Source organism: Proteocatella sp. QWL-06 (assembly GCF_058684135.1).
Genome location: NZ_CM178755.1, coordinates 377,896 through 396,249 on the forward strand (window position 1 = coordinate 377,896; position 18,354 = coordinate 396,249).

At 43.6% G+C, this 18,354-nt stretch carries 12 protein-coding genes; all 12 read left to right on the forward strand.

Going from position 1 to position 18,354, the window contains the following annotated elements; translation table 11 throughout:
- Nucleotides 1–121: 121 nt before the first annotated feature.
- The 12 genes from AC4PGZ_RS01805 to addA all read left to right on the forward strand — a co-directional run bounded on the left by AC4PGZ_RS01805 (nucleotide 122) and on the right by addA (nucleotide 18,344).
- On the forward strand, nucleotides 122–1,333 hold the full coding sequence (locus tag AC4PGZ_RS01805) for a CaiB/BaiF CoA transferase family protein (RefSeq protein WP_492159382.1): 1,212 nt from the start codon (nucleotides 122–124) through the stop codon (nucleotides 1,331–1,333).
- A gap of 21 nt (nucleotides 1,334–1,354) precedes the next feature.
- Entirely contained in the window at nucleotides 1,355–2,134 is a 780-nt protein-coding gene (locus AC4PGZ_RS01810; protein WP_492159383.1) for an acyl-CoA dehydratase activase, read from the forward strand.
- Nucleotides 2,135–2,145: 11 nt separating this feature from the next.
- Entirely contained in the window at nucleotides 2,146–3,369 is a 1,224-nt protein-coding gene (hadB, locus tag AC4PGZ_RS01815; protein ID WP_492159384.1) for a (R)-2-hydroxyisocaproyl-CoA dehydratase subunit alpha, read from the forward strand.
- Nucleotides 3,369–4,496: a 2-hydroxyacyl-CoA dehydratase subunit D gene (locus AC4PGZ_RS01820; protein ID WP_492159385.1), complete on the forward strand. Its 1,128-nt coding sequence runs from the start codon at nucleotides 3,369–3,371 to the stop codon at nucleotides 4,494–4,496. Before hadB ends, AC4PGZ_RS01820 begins: the two co-directional genes overlap by 1 nt.
- 57 nt (nucleotides 4,497–4,553) lie before the next feature.
- Entirely contained in the window at nucleotides 4,554–5,687 is a 1,134-nt protein-coding gene (gene acdB, locus AC4PGZ_RS01825) for a putative isocaproyl-CoA dehydrogenase AcdB (protein WP_492159386.1), read from the forward strand.
- Nucleotides 5,688–5,708: 21 nt separating this feature from the next.
- Nucleotides 5,709–6,497 carry an electron transfer flavoprotein subunit beta gene (gene etfB, locus AC4PGZ_RS01830; protein ID WP_492159387.1) on the forward strand — a complete coding sequence of 263 codons (789 nt, stop codon included), beginning with the start codon at nucleotides 5,709–5,711 and terminating at the stop codon, nucleotides 6,495–6,497.
- Nucleotides 6,498–6,524: 27 nt separating this feature from the next.
- A complete protein-coding gene (locus AC4PGZ_RS01835) occupies nucleotides 6,525–7,538 on the forward strand; it encodes an electron transfer flavoprotein subunit alpha/FixB family protein (protein WP_492159388.1) in 1,014 nt (337 codons plus the stop codon).
- 156 nt (nucleotides 7,539–7,694) lie between these two features.
- On the forward strand, nucleotides 7,695–8,690 hold the full coding sequence (locus AC4PGZ_RS01840; RefSeq protein ID WP_492159389.1) for a D-2-hydroxyacid dehydrogenase: 996 nt from the start codon (nucleotides 7,695–7,697) through the stop codon (nucleotides 8,688–8,690).
- A 36-nt stretch (nucleotides 8,691–8,726) separates the two neighbouring features.
- Entirely contained in the window at nucleotides 8,727–10,031 is a 1,305-nt protein-coding gene (brnQ, locus tag AC4PGZ_RS01845; protein WP_492159390.1) for a branched-chain amino acid transport system II carrier protein, read from the forward strand.
- 48 nt (nucleotides 10,032–10,079) lie between these two features.
- Nucleotides 10,080–11,264, forward strand: a complete 1,185-nt coding sequence (locus tag AC4PGZ_RS01850) for an aminotransferase-like domain-containing protein (protein WP_492159391.1) — start codon at nucleotides 10,080–10,082, stop codon at nucleotides 11,262–11,264.
- A gap of 128 nt (nucleotides 11,265–11,392) precedes the next feature.
- Nucleotides 11,393–14,743, forward strand: coding sequence for a PD-(D/E)XK nuclease family protein (locus tag AC4PGZ_RS01855; protein ID WP_492159392.1), 3,351 nt, complete (start codon nucleotides 11,393–11,395; stop codon nucleotides 14,741–14,743).
- Nucleotides 14,736–18,344 carry a helicase-exonuclease AddAB subunit AddA gene (gene addA / locus AC4PGZ_RS01860; protein WP_492159393.1) on the forward strand — a complete coding sequence of 1,203 codons (3,609 nt, stop codon included), beginning with the start codon at nucleotides 14,736–14,738 and terminating at the stop codon, nucleotides 18,342–18,344. Before AC4PGZ_RS01855 ends, addA begins: the two co-directional genes overlap by 8 nt.
- The last annotated feature ends 10 nt before the right edge of the window (nucleotides 18,345–18,354 follow it).

Consider the following 18,354-nt stretch of genomic DNA (forward strand, 5'->3'; position numbering starts at 1 on the left):
TTAATAATAAAACAACATCAAACAAAAAACAATATTTAAAAAAGTTGGCACGACAATTGCGATATATATGGGCAGGATGATAAGAATACACATAAATAAATAATTTCAGGAGGCTTTTGTAATGGATAATGAGAAACTGATGTTAAAAGGGGTCAAAGTAGTTGAACTTGCAACCTTTGTTGCAGCACCAAGCTGTACAAAGCTGATGGCGGACTGGGGAGCGGACGTAATAAAAGTCGAGGCGCTTTTCGGAGATGCAATCAGAGGCATGGGAGGAACCTTCAATGCACCTATGACAGATGAAGAAAACCCGATGTATGAGCTTGAGAATGGAAACAAGCTTGGCATAGCGATAGACATCAAGGATGAAAAAGGGATGGAGATACTCTTCAGGCTTCTTGAGAATGCTGATGTTTTTGTAACAAACATCAGAGAGCAGTCACTGGCAAAGAGCGGACTTTCATATAATCAGCTCAAAGAAAGATTTCCAAAGCTTATACACGCACATATACTCGGATACGGAGAAGACGGACCGCTCAAGGACAAGCCGGGATTTGACTATACAGCATATTTCGCAAGAGGCGGGGTAAGCATGTCGCTTATGGAAAAAGGAACATCTCCAGCGAACACAGCGGCAGGCTTTGGAGATCACTATGCAGGAATGGGACTTGCGGCAGGGATACTGGCAGCGCTATACAGACAGGCAAAGACCGGTCAGGGAGAAAGAGTAACACTCAGCCTTTATCACGCAGCGCTTTTTGGAATGGGGCTTATGATAACTACTTCACAATATGGAAATGAAATGCCGCTTTCAAGAAAGGTGCCAAACAACCCGCTTATGACTACATACCAGTGCAAGGACGGAAGATGGATACAGCTGGCACTCATACAGTACAACAAGTGGTTCCCAAAATTCTGCAAGGTGATAGAAAGAGAAGATCTGATAAATGAAGCAAGATTTAACAGCATAACAGCAGTAGTTGACTGCGTGGACGAGCTGGTTGCCATAGTTGAAAAAGAGATGATGAAGAAGGAACTTAGCGAATGGTCAGCGCTTCTAGAAGAAGCGGATCTTCCGTTTGAAAAGCTTCAGACAGTAAACGACATACTCGACTGTGAGCAGGCGTGGGCAAACAGATACCTTTTCAAGACAAGATACTCAAACGGAAACGAAGGCATACTGGTAGATACTCCGGTAAGATTTGAGACTATGGGAATCAAGGAGTACATGCCGGCTCCAAAGCTGGGAGAGCATTCAGCGCATATCCTTGAGAAAATAGGATATACAGCGGATCAGATTTCAGAGCTCCAGAGCACTGGCGTAATAAAGTAAGTTAAGGATGAGGATGAATATATGTATACAATGGGATTAGACATAGGATCTACGGCTTCAAAGGGAGTCATACTGAAGGATGGAAGAGAGATAGTAGCAACATCTGTAATACCTTTTGGGACAGGAACCAGCGGACCGGAGAAGGTAAGGAAAGAGCTTATGGAAAAGAGCGCGCTCGAGAGGGGGGATCTCGAGAAAATAGTAGTTACAGGATACGGACGGATGAATTACGAAGATGCTGACAAACAGATAAGCGAGCTCAGCTGCCATGCAAAAGGAACAAGTTTTCTTGTAGAGGGAGTAAGAACTATCATAGATATCGGGGGGCAGGACGCTAAGGCGCTTGTACTGGATCAGTCAGGAACGCTTCAGAATTTTGTAATGAATGACAAATGCGCTGCAGGGACAGGAAGGTTCCTGGATGTAATGGCAAAGATACTCGAGACTGAGGTTTCAGAGCTCGGCGACATTTCGTCCAGATCAGAGAAAGAAGTTTCCATAAGCAGCACCTGTACAGTGTTTGCAGAATCAGAGGTCATATCTCATCTTTCAGCCGGCGAAGCGACAGAAGACATTGTAGCAGGTATTCACAGCTCGGTAGCAAAAAGGGTTTCCAGTCTTGCAAAAAGAGTGGGAATAAAGGACAAGGTGGCCATGGTAGGGGGAGTTGCCAGAAACAAAGGGGTAGTAAGGGCGATGGAAGATGCCATAGGGATGGAAATCACGGTTCCTGAGAACGCTCAGCTCACAGGGGCGCTGGGAGCTGCCATATACGCCTACCATGAATCAAATAAAAAATAAGGAGAATCATCATGAGCGATAAAAAAAATGCAAGAACCGTCATAAATGAGCTTCTGGCAGAACAGTATGATAACGCATTCAAGGCAAAGGAGGCAGGTAGGCCGGTTGGCTGGTCGACTTCAGTCTTTCCTCAGGAGCTTGCAGAGGCGTTTGATCTTTGCCTGCTTTATCCGGAAAACCATGCAGCCGGGGTGGCTGCAAAGAAGGAATCTCTCGAGCTGTGCGAGCTTGCAGAAGAAAAGGGATATTCAATGGATCTTTGCGCATATGCAAGAACGAATTTCGGGCTTCTCATAAAAGGACATTCGGATGCACTGCCGATGCCAACGCCAGATTTTCTCTGCTGCTGCAACAACATATGCAACGAGGTAATCAAGTGGTATGAGAACATATCAAGAGAACTCGACATACCTCTGATAATGGTGGATACGGCATACAACAACGAAAATATGGCAACAGAGAACAGAATAAAATACTTAAGAGGTCAGTTTGAAGAAGCGATCAGTCAGCTTGAAGTGATCTCAGGAAAGAAATTCGATCCAAAGAAGCTTGAAGAAGTAATGGAGATTTCTGCAGAAAATGGAAGACTTTGGAAATATTCTATGAGCCTGCCATCAAATTCATATCCATCACCTATGAATGGATTCGACCTTTTCTCATACATGGCGGTAATCGTATGCGCAAGAGGGAAGAAGGAAACGACAGAGGCATTCAAGCTTCTCATTGAAGAACTTGAAGACAACATAAAGACCGGAAATACGAGCTTCAGGGGCGAAGAAAAGTACAGGATCATGATGGAAGGGATTCCATGCTGGCCTTATATAGGATACAAGATGAAGACACTTGCAAAATACGGAGTGAACATGACGGGCAGCGTATATCCTCATGCTTGGGCTCTTCAGTATGAAGTGAATGACCTTGATGGAATGGCGCAGGCTTATACCATGATGTTCAACAATGTCAACATAGAGACAATGGTAGACTACAGAGTTAATTCGCTCATAGATGGAAACTGCCACGGAGCACTTTATCACATGAACAGAAGCTGCAAGCTAATGAGCTTCATACAGTATGAGATGCAGAGACAGGTAGCAGAGAGGACGGGGCTTCCTTATTCAGGCTTCGATGGAGACCAGGCAGATCCGAGAAACTTCACGGATGCGCAGTTTGAGACAAGGGTACAGGGCCTCGTGGAAGTAATGGAAGAAAGAAAAAACATGGGAGGTGTAAACTAATGGATATCATGGAAATGTTTGGCAGATTTGAAGAAATAGCAGACGCACCTTCAAAGTATGTGGATAAATACCTGGCAGAAACTGGAAACAAGGCAATAGGCTGTTTTCCTGTATACACTCCGGAAGAGATAGTACACGCAGCAGGGATGCTTCCTGTGGGAATGTGGGGTGGACAGACAGAGGTAGACCTTGCAAAGCAGTACTTTCCGGCATTCGCATGCTCCATAATGCAGTCATGCATGGAGCTTGGCCTGAGAGGATCATACAGCCATCTTTCAGCAGTCATAATCCCGGGAATGTGCGATACGCTCATATGCATGGGCCAGAACTGGAAATCGGCAATAAAGGATATTCCTATGATTACATTCGTGCATCCTCAGAACAGAAAGATACAGGCCGGAGTTGACTATCTGGTGGAAGAATACAGACACGTAAAGAAAAAGATAGAGGAAATAAAAGGAAGCGAGATTGCCGAAACTGAGCTTAAAGCGAGCATAGATACCTACAATGCTCACAGAGCAGCGATGAGAGAGTTCACAGAGCTTACTGCGACGCATCTTGATACCGTGGATTCCAAAAAGAGAAGCAGCGTAATAAAAAGCGCATACTTCATGAGAAAAGAAGATCACACAAAGCTCCTCACAGAGCTCAATGATATGCTCAGAGCTCTGCCTGAAGAAAAATATTCAGGAAAGACAGTTCTTGTTACCGGAATCTCAATGGATTCAAAGGAGATACTGGACATATTCGAGGAAAACAACATAAGGATAGCATTTGACAACCTTGCTCAGGAAACAAGACAGTTCAGGACAGATGTTCCAGAGGGAGACAGCTCCCTTGAAAGGCTCGCGATGCAGTGGAGAGATATTGAAGGATGCTCGCTCGCATATGACCCAAAGAAAAAAAGAGGACAGATAATAACAGAAGACGTCAGAAAGAGAAATATCGACGGCGTGGTCTATGCCATGATGAAATTCTGCGATCCTGAGGAATATGATTATCCGATAATCAAAAAGGATATAGATGAAGCCGGCATACCAAATCTTTATATCGAAATAGATCAGCAGACGACCAACAATGAGCAGATAAGAACAAGGATACAGACATTCGCTGAGATTCTGGGCTAACATTTTTATGGCAGTTATATTATTAAATATATAAAAAACACATAATTGGAGGAAAATATGATATTCAAGAAAGAGCACCTGTTACTGCAAAAGGCAGTAAGAAAATTTGCAGAAGAGGAAGTTTTACCTTACGCAGCTGAGAGAGAAAAAGAAGGAGCTATTTCCAGAGATCTTATGGAAAAGCTTGCAAGATACAAATATACAAGCCCGATAGTTCCAAAAGAGTACGGCGGAGCAGGAGCTGACTACACATCATACGTTATCATAATGGAAGAGATAAGCAAGAAGTGCGCATCTACTGGAACATTCACGACTGCAGCGGCATCGCTTGTATCAAGCCCGCTTCTCAACTTCGGAACAGAGGATCAGAAGCAGAAATACCTTACAAGAATAACCTCAGGCGAAGCTATCGGAGCATTCGGACTTACAGAGCCAGGAGCTGGATCAGATGCAGGAGGACAGACTACTACTGCAGTTCTCGATGGAGACAGCTATATACTTAACGGAAGAAAGACATTCATAACAAACGCTCCAATAGCTGACTTTGCAATCGTAATAGCAGTTACAGAAAGAGGAAAGGGCGTTAAGGGAACCTCAGCATTCATAGTAGACATGAATCTTGAAGGAGTATCCTGCGGAGCGCACGAGGACAAGATGGGAATCCGTGCAACAGAGACTTCAGATCTTATATTTGAAAACGTAAGAGTCCCTAAAGAGAATATTCTTGGAAAAGAAGGACAGGGATTCAAGATAGCAATGCATACTCTCGACACAGGAAGAATAGGAGTTGCGGCTCAGGCGCTTGGAGTGGCTCAGGGGGCAATGGATGAGGCTGTAAAATATTCAAAAGAGAGAGTACAGTTCGGAAAATCTCTTTCAAAATTCCAGGATATCCAGTTCAAGCTTGCAAACATGGAAACCAAGATATGCGCAGTAAGGGCGCTTCTTTACAAAACTGCAGAAATGAAGGAAGCAGGAATGTCCATAAGCAAGGAATCCGCGATGTGCAAGTACATGGCTGCAGAGGTTGCCAACGAGGTTGCATATGATGCGCTTCAGATACACGGTGGATATGGATTCATAAAGGATTATCCAATCGAAAGAATATACAGAGACGCAAGAATAATGTCAATATACGAAGGAACATCTCAGGTTCAGCAAATGGTAATAGCAGGAAGCTTATTGAAATAAAAATTTGGAGGAAATTTAAACATGAAGATCATTGTTTGCGTAAAGCAGGTACCAGATACAACAGAGGTTAAGATAAACAAGGAGACAGGAACTCTAATAAGAGACGGAGTGCCAAGCATACTGAATCCTGACGATGCGAATGCCCTTGAAGAGGCACTCAGAATGAAGGATGCTGACAGCAATGTCCACGTTACAGTAGTTAGCATGGGACCACCACAGGCAGAAGAGATGCTCAGGGAGTGCCTGGCTATGGGAGCTGACGAAGCAGTGCTTCTCAGCGACAGAGCATTCGGAGGATCAGATACATGGTCAACATCAAACGCTATAGCATCAGGAATAAAGACTCTTGGAGAGTTTGACATAATCTTTGCAGGAAGACAGGCAATAGACGGAGATACAGCGCAGGTTGGACCACAGATATCAGAAAAGCTTGGAATACCTCAGGTAACATATGTACAGAACTTTGAGATAAAAGAGAACAAAGAAGTCATAGTTCAGAGACAGCTTGAAGATGGACACGAAATGATAAAGGTAAAGGCTCCGGTACTGCTTACTGCAGTAAAAGAGCTTAACCAGCCAAGATACATGGCGCTTGACAAGATATTCGAAGCATACACAAAGCAGATAAAAGTGCTTGGAATAAACGACCTTGACATAACCTCTGACCAGGTGGGACTGATGGCATCTCCTACAAGAGTATTCCGCTCTTTCACGCCTGACATGAAGACTGCGGGAATCATGATAGACAAGGCTCCAAAGGAAGCGGCTCTCGAGCTTCTCGGACACCTTAAGAGCAAACATTTCATATAAAAAAAGAACATAAATAAGGAGATAAGTATGGGAAAGCATGATATAAATCAGTACAAGAATATTTGGGTTTTTGCAGAGCAGCGTCATGGAAAGCTTATGCCAGTAGTAACAGAGCTTGTTGGAGAAGGAAGAAAGCTTGCAGAAGAAAGAGGAGTAGAGCTTAACGCAGTGCTTCTTGGAGAAAACCTTGAAGAAATGACAAAAGAACTTATCGCGCATGGTGTTAAGAACGTATATACAGCAGATCATGAGCTTCTTAAGAACTACACGACAGACGGATACACAAAGGTAATATCTGAAGCAATTCATCAGCACAAGCCGGAGATAATGCTCATAGGAGCGACTCATATAGGAAGAGACCTCGCTCCGAGAATAGCATCAAGAGTTGATACTGGACTTACAGCAGACTGCACAAAGCTTGAGATAGATCCGGAAGACGGAAAGATCAAGCAGACAAGACCGGCGTTTGGCGGAAACATCATGGCTACTATCGTATGCCCTGAGAACAGGCCACAGATGTCTACAGTAAGACCAGGGGTTATGGATAAGGCAGACAGGGATGATTCAAGAAAAGGAAACATAGTTCCGCTTGACTTTTCAATCAGCAGCGAGGACATAAGAACAGAAATCCTGGAAATAGTGAAAAGCGACAAGGAAATAGTATCTCTCGTTGACGCAAACTTCATTATATCAGGAGGACTTGGACTTCAGTCTCCAGAAGGATTTGACCTTCTCAAGCAGCTTGCGGAGAAGCTTGATGGAGTAATAGGCTCATCAAGAGCGGCAGTAGACAAGGGCTGGATAGACCATTCTCATCAGGTTGGACAGACAGGGGTGACTGTAAAGCCTAACATATATTTCGCATGCGGAATATCAGGAGCAATACAGCATCTTGCAGGAATGAACCAGTCAGACATAATAATAGCGATCAACAAGGATCCAAACGCACCTATATTCTCAGTTGCAGACTATGGAATAGTAGGAGACCTCTATGAGGTAGTGCCTCATATAATAGAGCAGCTTGACAGCGTAAGAGGATAGACATATAAATAAGCAAAATCCTAAGTTAAAGTAATATTCCATGAGATCCTTCTCTGCCGGACTAGAGCCCTGGCAGAGGAGGCCCGCAGTGGAAAAGGATAATTAAAGAAAAATTGTGATTTATAAAAAATGATGTGAAGGGAAATGGTGGGTAAGATGAAGATACTTATATATGGGGTTAGAGATTATGAAGAAGAGGTAATGAAGGAATGCCTTAAAGCGGCCAATCTTAATGCGGACATGATACATGAGGATCTCACTGAAGAAACTGTGAAAAAAGCAGAAGGATATGACGGAATATCAATACAGCAGGTAAAGGAAGTCAAGGATGAAAAGACTTTTGAGCAGCTTAAGGAATACGGAGTCAAAGTTATTTCTTCACGTACCGCGGGAGTTGATATGATTAACTTGGAAGCTGCCGCAAAAAATGGTATAATAGTCACTAATGTACCAAGATATTCTCCAAATGCCATAGCTGAGCTTGCTGTTTCACATTCGCTGAATCTTCTCAGAAAATGTGACAAGGTAGATGGAAGGATGAAGAAGAATGACTTCAGATGGAAAGCTGACCTTCTGGGAAAAGAGATAAGAAGCCTGAAAGTAGGAATCATTGGTACAGGAAAGATAGGCCTTACATCGGCAAAGCTGTTCAAAGGCTTTGGAGCAGAGGTAATAGGCTTTGATGTATACAGATCCCCGGAAGCAGAAGAGATTCTTACATATTGTGAAACAATAGAAGAACTCCTGAAAGAGGCTGACCTTGTGAGCATACACACCCCATCGCTTGAGTCTACGAGACATATGATAAACAAGGACCGTCTCAAGCTAATGAAAAAAAGCGCACTTATAATTAATACAAGCAGGGGTGATGTCATAAATACTCAGGATCTTCTGGAGGCACTTCAGAATGGTGAAATTGCGGGAGCAGGACTGGATACACTCGAAAACGAATCTGTATTCATAAACAAGACGGTTACGACTGAGATGATTGAAGGAAGCGCTATTGATCTGCTTCAGAAGATGGACAATGTCATAGTCACTCCTCACGTAGGATTTTTTACAGAGACTGCGATTGAGAACATAGTAAGCAAGGCGCTTGAAAATGTACAGGATGTAATCCGAAATGGACACAGTGAATGCAGAGTAAACTGATAATAATTTAGTGCCTTTAGGGCAGGGAGGTATGGCTTGAATAAAAAGAGCGATGTTATAGTTGTAGGATTTGCATTATTTGCAATGTTTTTTGGAGCGGGAAACCTGATTTTTCCACCGTATCTTGGAGTTATTTCCGGAAGCGGATGGCCACTGGCTATGGGTGGATTTTTGATTACAGGAATTGGACTTACACTAATGGGAATAGTTGCTATAGCTATTTCGGGGACATCAATCAATGATATGGCTGAAAGAGTACATCCAAAATTTGGAGCCCTGCTGGGATCTGTCATAATGATAATAATCGGACCACTTTTTGCTATACCTCGTACGGCAGCTACTACCTATGAGATTGCAATGGTACCGACCATGCCAGGATTCAGCAACATACTGTTTATTATTATTTTCTTTGCAATAACGCTTTATTTTTCAATAAGACCCGCAAGCGTGGTTGATAATATAGGAAAAGTGCTTACTCCGGTTCTTCTTGTGGTACTGCTAATAATAATAGGAAAAGGTATAATGAATCCTATTGGTGAAATTGCAGTACTGTCTGAAGGCGTAGGATTCTCGAGAGGTTTTACTGAAGGTTATCAGACAATGGATGCCCTTGGATCGGTTATCCTGGCAAGCATAATAATTGAATCTATAATCGCAAAAGGATACACAGACAAAAAGACCAGAGTTAGCATGACTATAAAGGCTGGAATAATCGCTGCGGTAGGACTCACGGTGGTTTACGTAGGGCTTATGTATGTTGGAGCTACTGTAGCAGGAACATTTGATGCGGGAGTTGAGAGGACTGCGCTCATGATAGCGATAACAGAGGAGCTTCTTGGCGGGTTCGGCAAATACGCGCTTGCTGTAACCATAGGGCTTGCGTGTCTTACGACTTCGATCGGACTTACGGCAGCTGCCGGAAAATTCTTTAACGACATAAGCAAGGGAAAGCTTTCGTATAATCTCATAGTTATTTCTACAGTTTTGGTTTCAGCAGCAATTGCCAGTCTGGGAGTTGAAAAGATAATATCTTTCTCAGTGCCTATACTTTGTCTGGTTTATCCAGTTGTAATAGTGCTTATAGTAATGACTGTGTTCTTAAGGGAAAAGCTTACATCAAGAGCTCCATATGCCGGAGCGGTGACGGGAGCATTTGCGCTCAGCTTCATAGAGTTTCTCATAAGCATGGGAGCAAAGTCTTCAGTACTTATTTCTTTCAGGGATTCACTTCCTTTTGCAGAAGCTGGATTTGGATGGATAGTTCCTTCTATAGCCATGTCGATAATTTTCGTAATATTTGATAAAATGCTTCAGAAGGATACAGTACAGGAAAATGCTTAGTATTTTGGTAACATATTTATTTTACAGAGTGAAAAAGGAGAAGGTGTAATGTCAGTAGAATTTGCAAGTATAATGAGCAAGCTTGGAGCTTCAGAGATTCGTGAACTTTTAAAATTGACAGCAAGAAAAGAAGTGATTTCATTTGCGGGCGGGCTTCCTGCACCTGAGCTTTTCCCTGTCAAGGAGTTCATGGCGGCATCTGCAGCGGTAATGACAGAAGCGGGCGAAGATGCGCTTCAGTACTCTACAACAGAGGGATTTCCTCCGCTTAGAAAGCAGATAGCAGAAAGAATGAACACGAAGCTTCTCACTCAGGTAGCTCCTGATGACATACTGGTAACGAACGGATCTCAGCAGGGACTTGATTTTTCTGGAAAAGTGTTCCTCAATCCTGGGGATGTAGTCATATGCGAAAGCCCTTCATATCTTGGTGCTATAAACGCATTCAAATCATATGATCCGAGATTCATCGAGGCACCGACAGACGAGCACGGAATGATAATGGAAGAGCTTGAAAAAATACTTGAGTCAAATGACAGAGTAAAGATGATATATGTTATTCCGGATTTCCAGAACCCTACAGGAAGAACATGGCCTCTTGAAAGAAGAAAGAGATTCATGGAGATAATAAATAAGCACAACATAGTTGCAATCGAAGACAATCCATACGGAGAGCTCAGATTCGAAGGTGAGATGCTTCCATCGCTTAAGTCGCTTGACACAAAAGGACTTGTGGTATTCCTGGGAACTTTCTCAAAGACATTCGCTCCAGGACTTAGAATAGGCTGGGTTGCGGCTTCTCCGGAAATACTCGAGAAGTATATAATAATAAAGCAGAGCGCAGACCTTCAGTGCTCCACAATATCTCAGAGAGAGCTTTCAAAGTTCATAGACATGTATGATTTCGATGCTCACGTTGCAAAGATAATCAAGGTATACGGAGAAAGAAGAAACCTTATGCTGGACAGCATAAAGAAATACTTCCCACAGGACATAAGCGTGACATATCCTGAAGGCGGGCTGTTCATGTGGGTAACTCTTCCTGAACACTGCAATACAAAGGACATAATGGTAAAATGTCTTGAAGGAAACGTGGCCTATGTTCCAGGCGGATCTTTCTATCCGAATGGAGGCGTGGACAACACTTTCAGACTGAATTACTCAAACATGCCTGAAGAAAAGATCGTGCAAGGCATAGAAAGACTTGGAGAGATCCTCAAGGCAAACATCTAACAATATACTAAACACCCCCGTCCTGGTTTTGAGGCTTCCAGGAGCGGGGGTGTTTTTTTAAAAAAATGTCCACTTTGCATCGACTCTACTGTATAATTGTAGATAATAAGCAGAATCGGAGGTGTCAAATGCTTAAGATATCAACATCGAGATATGTAAGAGATATAGAAAAGCGAGTTTTTGAGAGAGCAGCAGGAGACCACAGAGAAAACAGAAGAGCATATATAATGGTTCCTGAGCAGTTCACGCTTCAGAATGAAATAAAGCTCATGGAGGCCATTGATGCGCAGGCGGTAATGGATATAAGGATAATGAGCTTCAACAGGCTTGCCATGGAAGCCCTTTCTGAATCTGGGGGGCTCAAGAGAAAGTATATAGATGACATAGGAAAGGCGATGGCGGTCAAGCGGATATTCCAGAGTGACGGCTCAGGACTTTCTCTGTACAGAGGAAGCATTGATAAGGAAGGATTTGTGGCTTCTCTGGTAAGGCTCATGTCAGAGTTTAAAAGAACCATGATAAATCCGGCACAGCTCATGGAGGCGTCTGAGCAGAATAACTCCAATATACTCATGTCCCAGAAGCTCAGCGAACTGGCCATGATATATCAGAAATTCGAGGCTTCTCTAAGCGGCAAGTACATAGATAACGAGGACCGCATAGGGCAGCTTTCAGACATACGCGAAATGACTCATCTCGAAGGTACCAGGCTGTATTTCTACAGTTTTTTCAGCTTCACGGAGATTGAAAATCAGGTCATCAGGAATATGCTCAGATCCGGACTTGATATGGAAATCTTCCTGAATACAGATTTTGGCACTGCAGGCGACGATGCAGATGAAACATTTGCCATAACAAGAAAAACCTTGAAAAAGCTCACTGACATGTGCGAAGAGTGCGGAGTGAGGCATGAGATTGAAATAATAGACCAGGGAGAATGTGAGAATGAAGAGATAAGGCACCTTGGAGACAACATATTCAGTACCGTCGTGGAATCCAGGCCAGAAGCTCCCTCCAGCATAGATATATACCATGCGCATAATATAGATGAAGAAATAAGGCGTACAGCCGCAGATATAATTCACAATATAATGGACAAGGGTTACAGATACAGGGATATAATGGTAATACCATGCGATCCGCAGAGATACAACACTGGCATAAAGCTGATTTTCAAGGAATACGAGATTCCATTCTTTATAGACGAGAAAAGAAGCATAATGTCAAGTCCTGTCATAAAGACCATAATATCAGTGCTCAATCTCCTGGACAGCAGGTTCAGGATGGAAGATCTTCTCCTTTTCCTTAAGAACGGGTTCAGCGGCATAGGCGAAGACGAGGCCAACATATTCGAGAACCACGTAATAAAGAGGAAGTTCAAGGGAGACATGTTCTTTGAAGACCGCTATTTCGAGCCTGAGTATTTTTATGAGGATGAAGAAGAAAAAACAGCCGTAGCAGTCGTAAGAAACTATATCTGCTCCGTATTTGGCCCACTGAGGGATATCTCATCAAAGAAGCTTACAGCAAAGGAGTTTGCAGAGAAGATATTCGAGATCCTCTTTGAGCTCAGGCTGCCTGAAAAGCTTCAGGAGTTTGTCGAAACGCTTAAGAAAGAAGAGTATCATGATGAAGCAAATGAAAACGGACAGATATGGAACGTATTTCTCAGGATAGCAGATCAGAGCGTGGAGCTTCTTGGGGATGAAAAGATAGAATTTTCATATTATCGTGAAATTCTGGAACAGGGAATCGCAAGCCATCAGCTGGCAGTTATACCTCCTTCAAAAGATCAGGTAGTGATAGGGGACATAGAGAGGAGCAGGAGCATGGACAAAAAGACAGTCTATGTTCTTGGAGCTGACAGTACAGGCATGCCAAGAGTATCAAAGGAAAGCGGACTGCTTTCAAAAGAAGAAAAAGACCTTCTCGCAGCTCAGGGGATAGTACTTCCGTCAAATCAGGAGCATACAGACAGCAACGAAGCGCTTCTCATATACAATCTCATTACAAAGCCTTCTCATATGCTTCATATGAGCTATGCTGCAGATACAGGGAGTGGAAGCGCCATACCATCAAGTATAATGAACCAGGCGTGCCTGATATATCCGGGAATCAGGATAAAGACAGCGAGAGACCTCGATGCGAAGTATTATATAACCGTTCCGGGGCCTACCATATCTATAATGGCAGGAGAGATAAAGCGCTATGCGTATGGAGAGGAGCCTGATGAAATATGGCTTGAGCTTCTGAGATATTATCTAAGGGACAGAAAGCACAGAAAAAGAGTTGATGCAGCAATGGCAGGAATATTCTATGACAATACCAGGCCGCCAGTGGGCAGAGAGCTCGCATCAGAGCTATACAGGTCTCCGCTTAAGGTAAGCACCACCAGAATAGACAGCTTTGCGCGATGTCCATTCAGCCATTTCATAAAATACGGACTCAAAGCCAGGCAGAGAAAAGTATACGAGATCGATCCTGCGGAAATGGGGCAGGTTCTCCATATGACGGTAGAAGAATTTATAGCAAAACTCAAGGAAAACCTTCCGGAAATAGGAACGATTACAAGGGAAGAATCAGACCGAGTCATAGGAGAGATATTCGAAAGATCCGCGCAGGAGCTATTCAAGGAACACGACCTCAGGGAAAAGCGGAACCAGCATATACTCGGAAAACTCAAAAAGACAGCATTCATGGCCGGCTACAGCTGTGTAGAGCAGCTGAGGGCGGGCAGATTCGAGCTCATGTATCAGGAAGAGCGCTTTGCACAAGGCAGCGAGATTCCCCCACTCATATTTGAGATAGATGGAGAGACTATAGTCCTTGAAGGCACGATTGACAGGGTAGACGTTCTCGAAGACGGCGAAAGGAAATTCATAAAAATAATAGATTACAAGACCAGGAGCAAGGCATTCAGTCTTTCCGATGCTTACAATGGGCTTGACATACAGCTAATAGTATATCTGAGCGCGGCAATGCAGAGCAGCGCCTTCATAAAGAATGAGACATATCCTGCCGGAGTATTCTATTTCCCGGTCATAAACCCTGTAATAAACACACAGAGCAGAGACCGCCAGAAGATAGAGGAGCTCATAAGAGCTCAGATGAAAATGGACGGCATTGTGCTGCATGATATCAAGATAATAGAAGCGATAAACGGGAAGGATGAGGATACCTCCATAAAGACAAAGGGCCGAAGCCGTAAGGAGCACATGCTTGAGCTTGAGGAATTTGATGCCCTGATATCAAGAGTAGAAAAGCGGATAAGCGAATATCTTGAAGAAATGATATCAGGAGTGATAGAGCCAAGCCCTGTGATAATTCAAAAAACAGGCAGCAAGGCATGCGATTACTGCAGATACAGCTCTATATGCAGGTTTGATGAAGAGCTCGAATCGGACATGTACAAAAAGATACCTCAGTACAGCAACGAAGAGGTAATAAAGAAACTGGGGGAGGTGAAGGCAGATGAGTAACAGATGGACAGGCGCTCAGCAAAGAGCCATAGACTTAAGAGATACAAACATACTGGTCTCGGCAGCGGCAGGATCAGGAAAAACCGCAGTGCTCGTTGAGCGCATACTGAACCTTCTCGAATATGACCATAAGGATATAGACTCAATGCTGATAGTGACCTTTACAAATGCTGCAGCCAAAGAAATGAAAGACAGGATACAGAAAAAGCTCCAGAGCAGATTAAGTGAGCTTATGAGGTCAGGCGAGGCGCTCAGCGAGAAAGACAGAGAAAAGGCGGCATTTCTAAAAAAGCAGATAAAAAATATCACGAGAGCCTCTATAAGCACGGTGCATTCATTCTGCATAGAAATACTGAGACAGAACTTTCAGATTGCCGGAATAGACCCTGCATTCAAGATAGCCAGCGAATCGCTGTCTCTGATTTTAAAGAACCGGGCTGCAGAAAACACCTTCGAGAAAATGTATGAGAATGAGGATCAAGGATTTCTAAGCCTTGTAGATGCCTTTGGAGGAGCAAAAAGCGACAGGGGCCTTCTCGATCAGATGATGCAGGTACACAGGTTCATACAGGCGCAGCCATATCCACAAGAGTGGCTGAAGAACCAGGTGCTAAGCTATCAGCTTGCAGAGCCTCATGAGAGCGAAGAAAAAAAGCTCAGGGCATTTTCTGAAAGCATATGGGCAGCAGAAATGAAGGCTCAGGGCCGATTGCAGCTGGAAAGAGCTCTCGGGCAGTGCGAAAAGGCAATCAGGCTGTGCAGCAGATATCAGAATCCAGTCCCATATATTGAAAATATTGAGGATGACAAGATCCTTATATCCGAAATATTACAGAGCCTCGAGTCTGAAGACTGGGTTCAGTACCACGACAGAATAACTGATTTCAGACAGAGCAGGCTCAAGACCGTGAGCAAAAAGAGTGCGGAGCAGTGCGGATATGATCAGGCGGTGCTGGATCGCATAAAAGACATAAGAAAAAATGGAATAAAGGAAGAAGTGCAGAGCCTCTCCAAGGTGTTTTCGGATGCAGGCATGATACAGCTCATAGACGACATATCGTATATGCACAGGCATGTAACAAGCCTTACAGAGCTCGTGCTCGAATTCGATGACGAGTTCACTGAGCTCAAGAAAGAGCATGGAGTAGTGGATTTTTCGGATCTGGAGCATCTTGCACTCAAGGTGCTTGAAGATGACGGGGTAAGGCAGAGTCTTCAGAATAAATACAGCTATATATTCTTCGATGAATATCAAGACAGCAATCTCGTGCAGGAAACAATAATAAATGCGGTAAAAAGAGACAACAACCTGTTTTTCGTAGGAGACGTAAAACAGTCGATATACAGATTCAGGCTTTCAGATCCTACACTCTTCAATGACAGATACAGAGATTACGCGGGAGGACGGAGCACTTCATCGGAGAAGATAGATCTTTCGAAAAATTTCAGGAGCAGGAAGGAAATCCTTGATTTCTGCAACCTCATATTCAGCAGAATAATGAGCGAGGAACTTGGAGAGGTGGATTACAGTGATGAGTCTCATCAGCTGGTTGCCGGCAGAGATTCGCAGGACTATTACGATAACATAGAGCTGGCTATAATAGAAAGAAATCCCTCATCATCAGCCAGCTCTGAAAAGGTAGAAAACGAAGACGACGAGGACTCCTCTGCCGAGGAAGATACAGCAGCAGACATGGATGAGCTCGAGGCAATTTACTGTGCACAGAAAATATCCAGACTTGTATCTTCTGGAAAGGTCAGATATAAAGATATTGCCATACTCATGAGATCGCCTAAAAACAAGGCAAAACTGTTCGAAAAAGTGCTGAACAGATTCAATATACCGTGTTATGTGGACTTCAGGAGTTCAAGCTATGACAGGGTGGAGATAAAATGCCTTCTTGACTATCTCAGGATAATAGACAACCGTAATCAGGATGAAGCGCTCATAGGATCCATGAGCTCAGCATTTGGAGGATTTGAATCTGAGGAGCTCATAAAGATAAGGACGTCATATCCGGATGAATCGTTTTACAGCGCAGTTCAGCATTACAGCCGTGAAAAGCATGATTACACGGCGGAGCGGCTTAAGGAGTTTTTCTCCCAGATAGACACCCTGAGGATTTTCGAAAAGATGTGGCGTCTTCCGGATTTCATATGGTATGTGGTGGAAACATCCGATTATGCCGCCTATGTTTCTGGAATGGCTGACGGCAGGCAGCGAATGATGAACATAAGGAGTTTCATAGAAAAGGCTGGCGAGTATGAAGAGAGCGAATCAATGGGGCTTTTCGGATTTCTGAGGCAGGTCGACCGAATCCTGAGGGAAAAGGGAGACAGCCCGGAAAAAAGCATGCTTACAGATTCTGAAGATGCAGTAACTGTAATGTCTGTGCACAAGAGCAAAGGTCTTGAATTCAATACTGTGTTCCTGTGTGACCTTGGAAAGCGAATAAATGAAGCCGATTTGAAATCAGACATAATCCTTCACAACAGACTGGGAATAGGAATGAAGTACAGGAATTCCGAGGAGAACATACAGTCTGATTCGATACCGAGAAACCAGATAAAAATGAAAAAGAGCCTTGAAAACATATCTGAAGAGATAAGGATACTGTATGTAGCTCTCACAAGAGCCGTGGACAGGCTTTACATGACAGGCGTGGTTGCAGACGCAGATAAATTCATAACGAAGACAATGAAGGGAGATATAGATGGCAATATAAGAAAGCACAAGAACTATCTGTCGTGGATATGCAGCGTGCTAGTCAGAGATGCCTCAGGCACTGTGCTGAGGAGCAGGAATCAGGACGTGCTTTCAGAAGACGAGATTTTTGATTCGGGATTTAAATATAAGATCAGCATATACAGAGCTGAGGAATTCGAAAAAACAGGGTTGAAGAAAGATCGTGGACTTGAAGAGCTCAGAGAGAAGATATATGCACCCGGAGACATAGATGCGGCAATGCTTGCAGAATTTGAAAGAAGGTCCGGGTTCAGGTATGAGCATATATCGGACACTTTGACTCCTGGAAAGAGGTCAGTTACTGAAATCACTAAATCATATATTAAGGAAGAAACTCCGTATGCGGGCGAAGAAATAAAGATAAACAGGATGCCTGTGTTCATGCAGGATAAAAGACTGTTCTCAAGAACCGAGATAGGAACAATCGTTCACATGATAATGGAGAAGATAAGCATAAGGCCTCACAGCACTGAATCAGTATCTCAGGAAATAAAGAAAATGGTGGAGAGAGAAATCCTTACCGAGGAAGAGGCGGAGGCAGCGGATGTGGCAGCGGTATCCGGATTTTTTGAGAGCGAGACAGGCAGGAGGATGATAGAATCAGGAAGAGTGTACAGAGAAAAGCAGTTTCTCATGCGCCATGAAGATATTATAGCAGAAGGCATAATTGACTGCTTTTTCTTTGAAGATGATGAAATTATCCTTATTGACTACAAGACCGATGAAATTCCGGACCCGGAAAAATACAGGTCTCAGCTAGAACTCTACAGAAATGCCCTCGAAAGCATATATGGAGCAAGGGTAAGAGAAACGTATATATACTGGCTCAGCAGAGGCACGAGCACAAAGATGTAGAGCCAGGGCA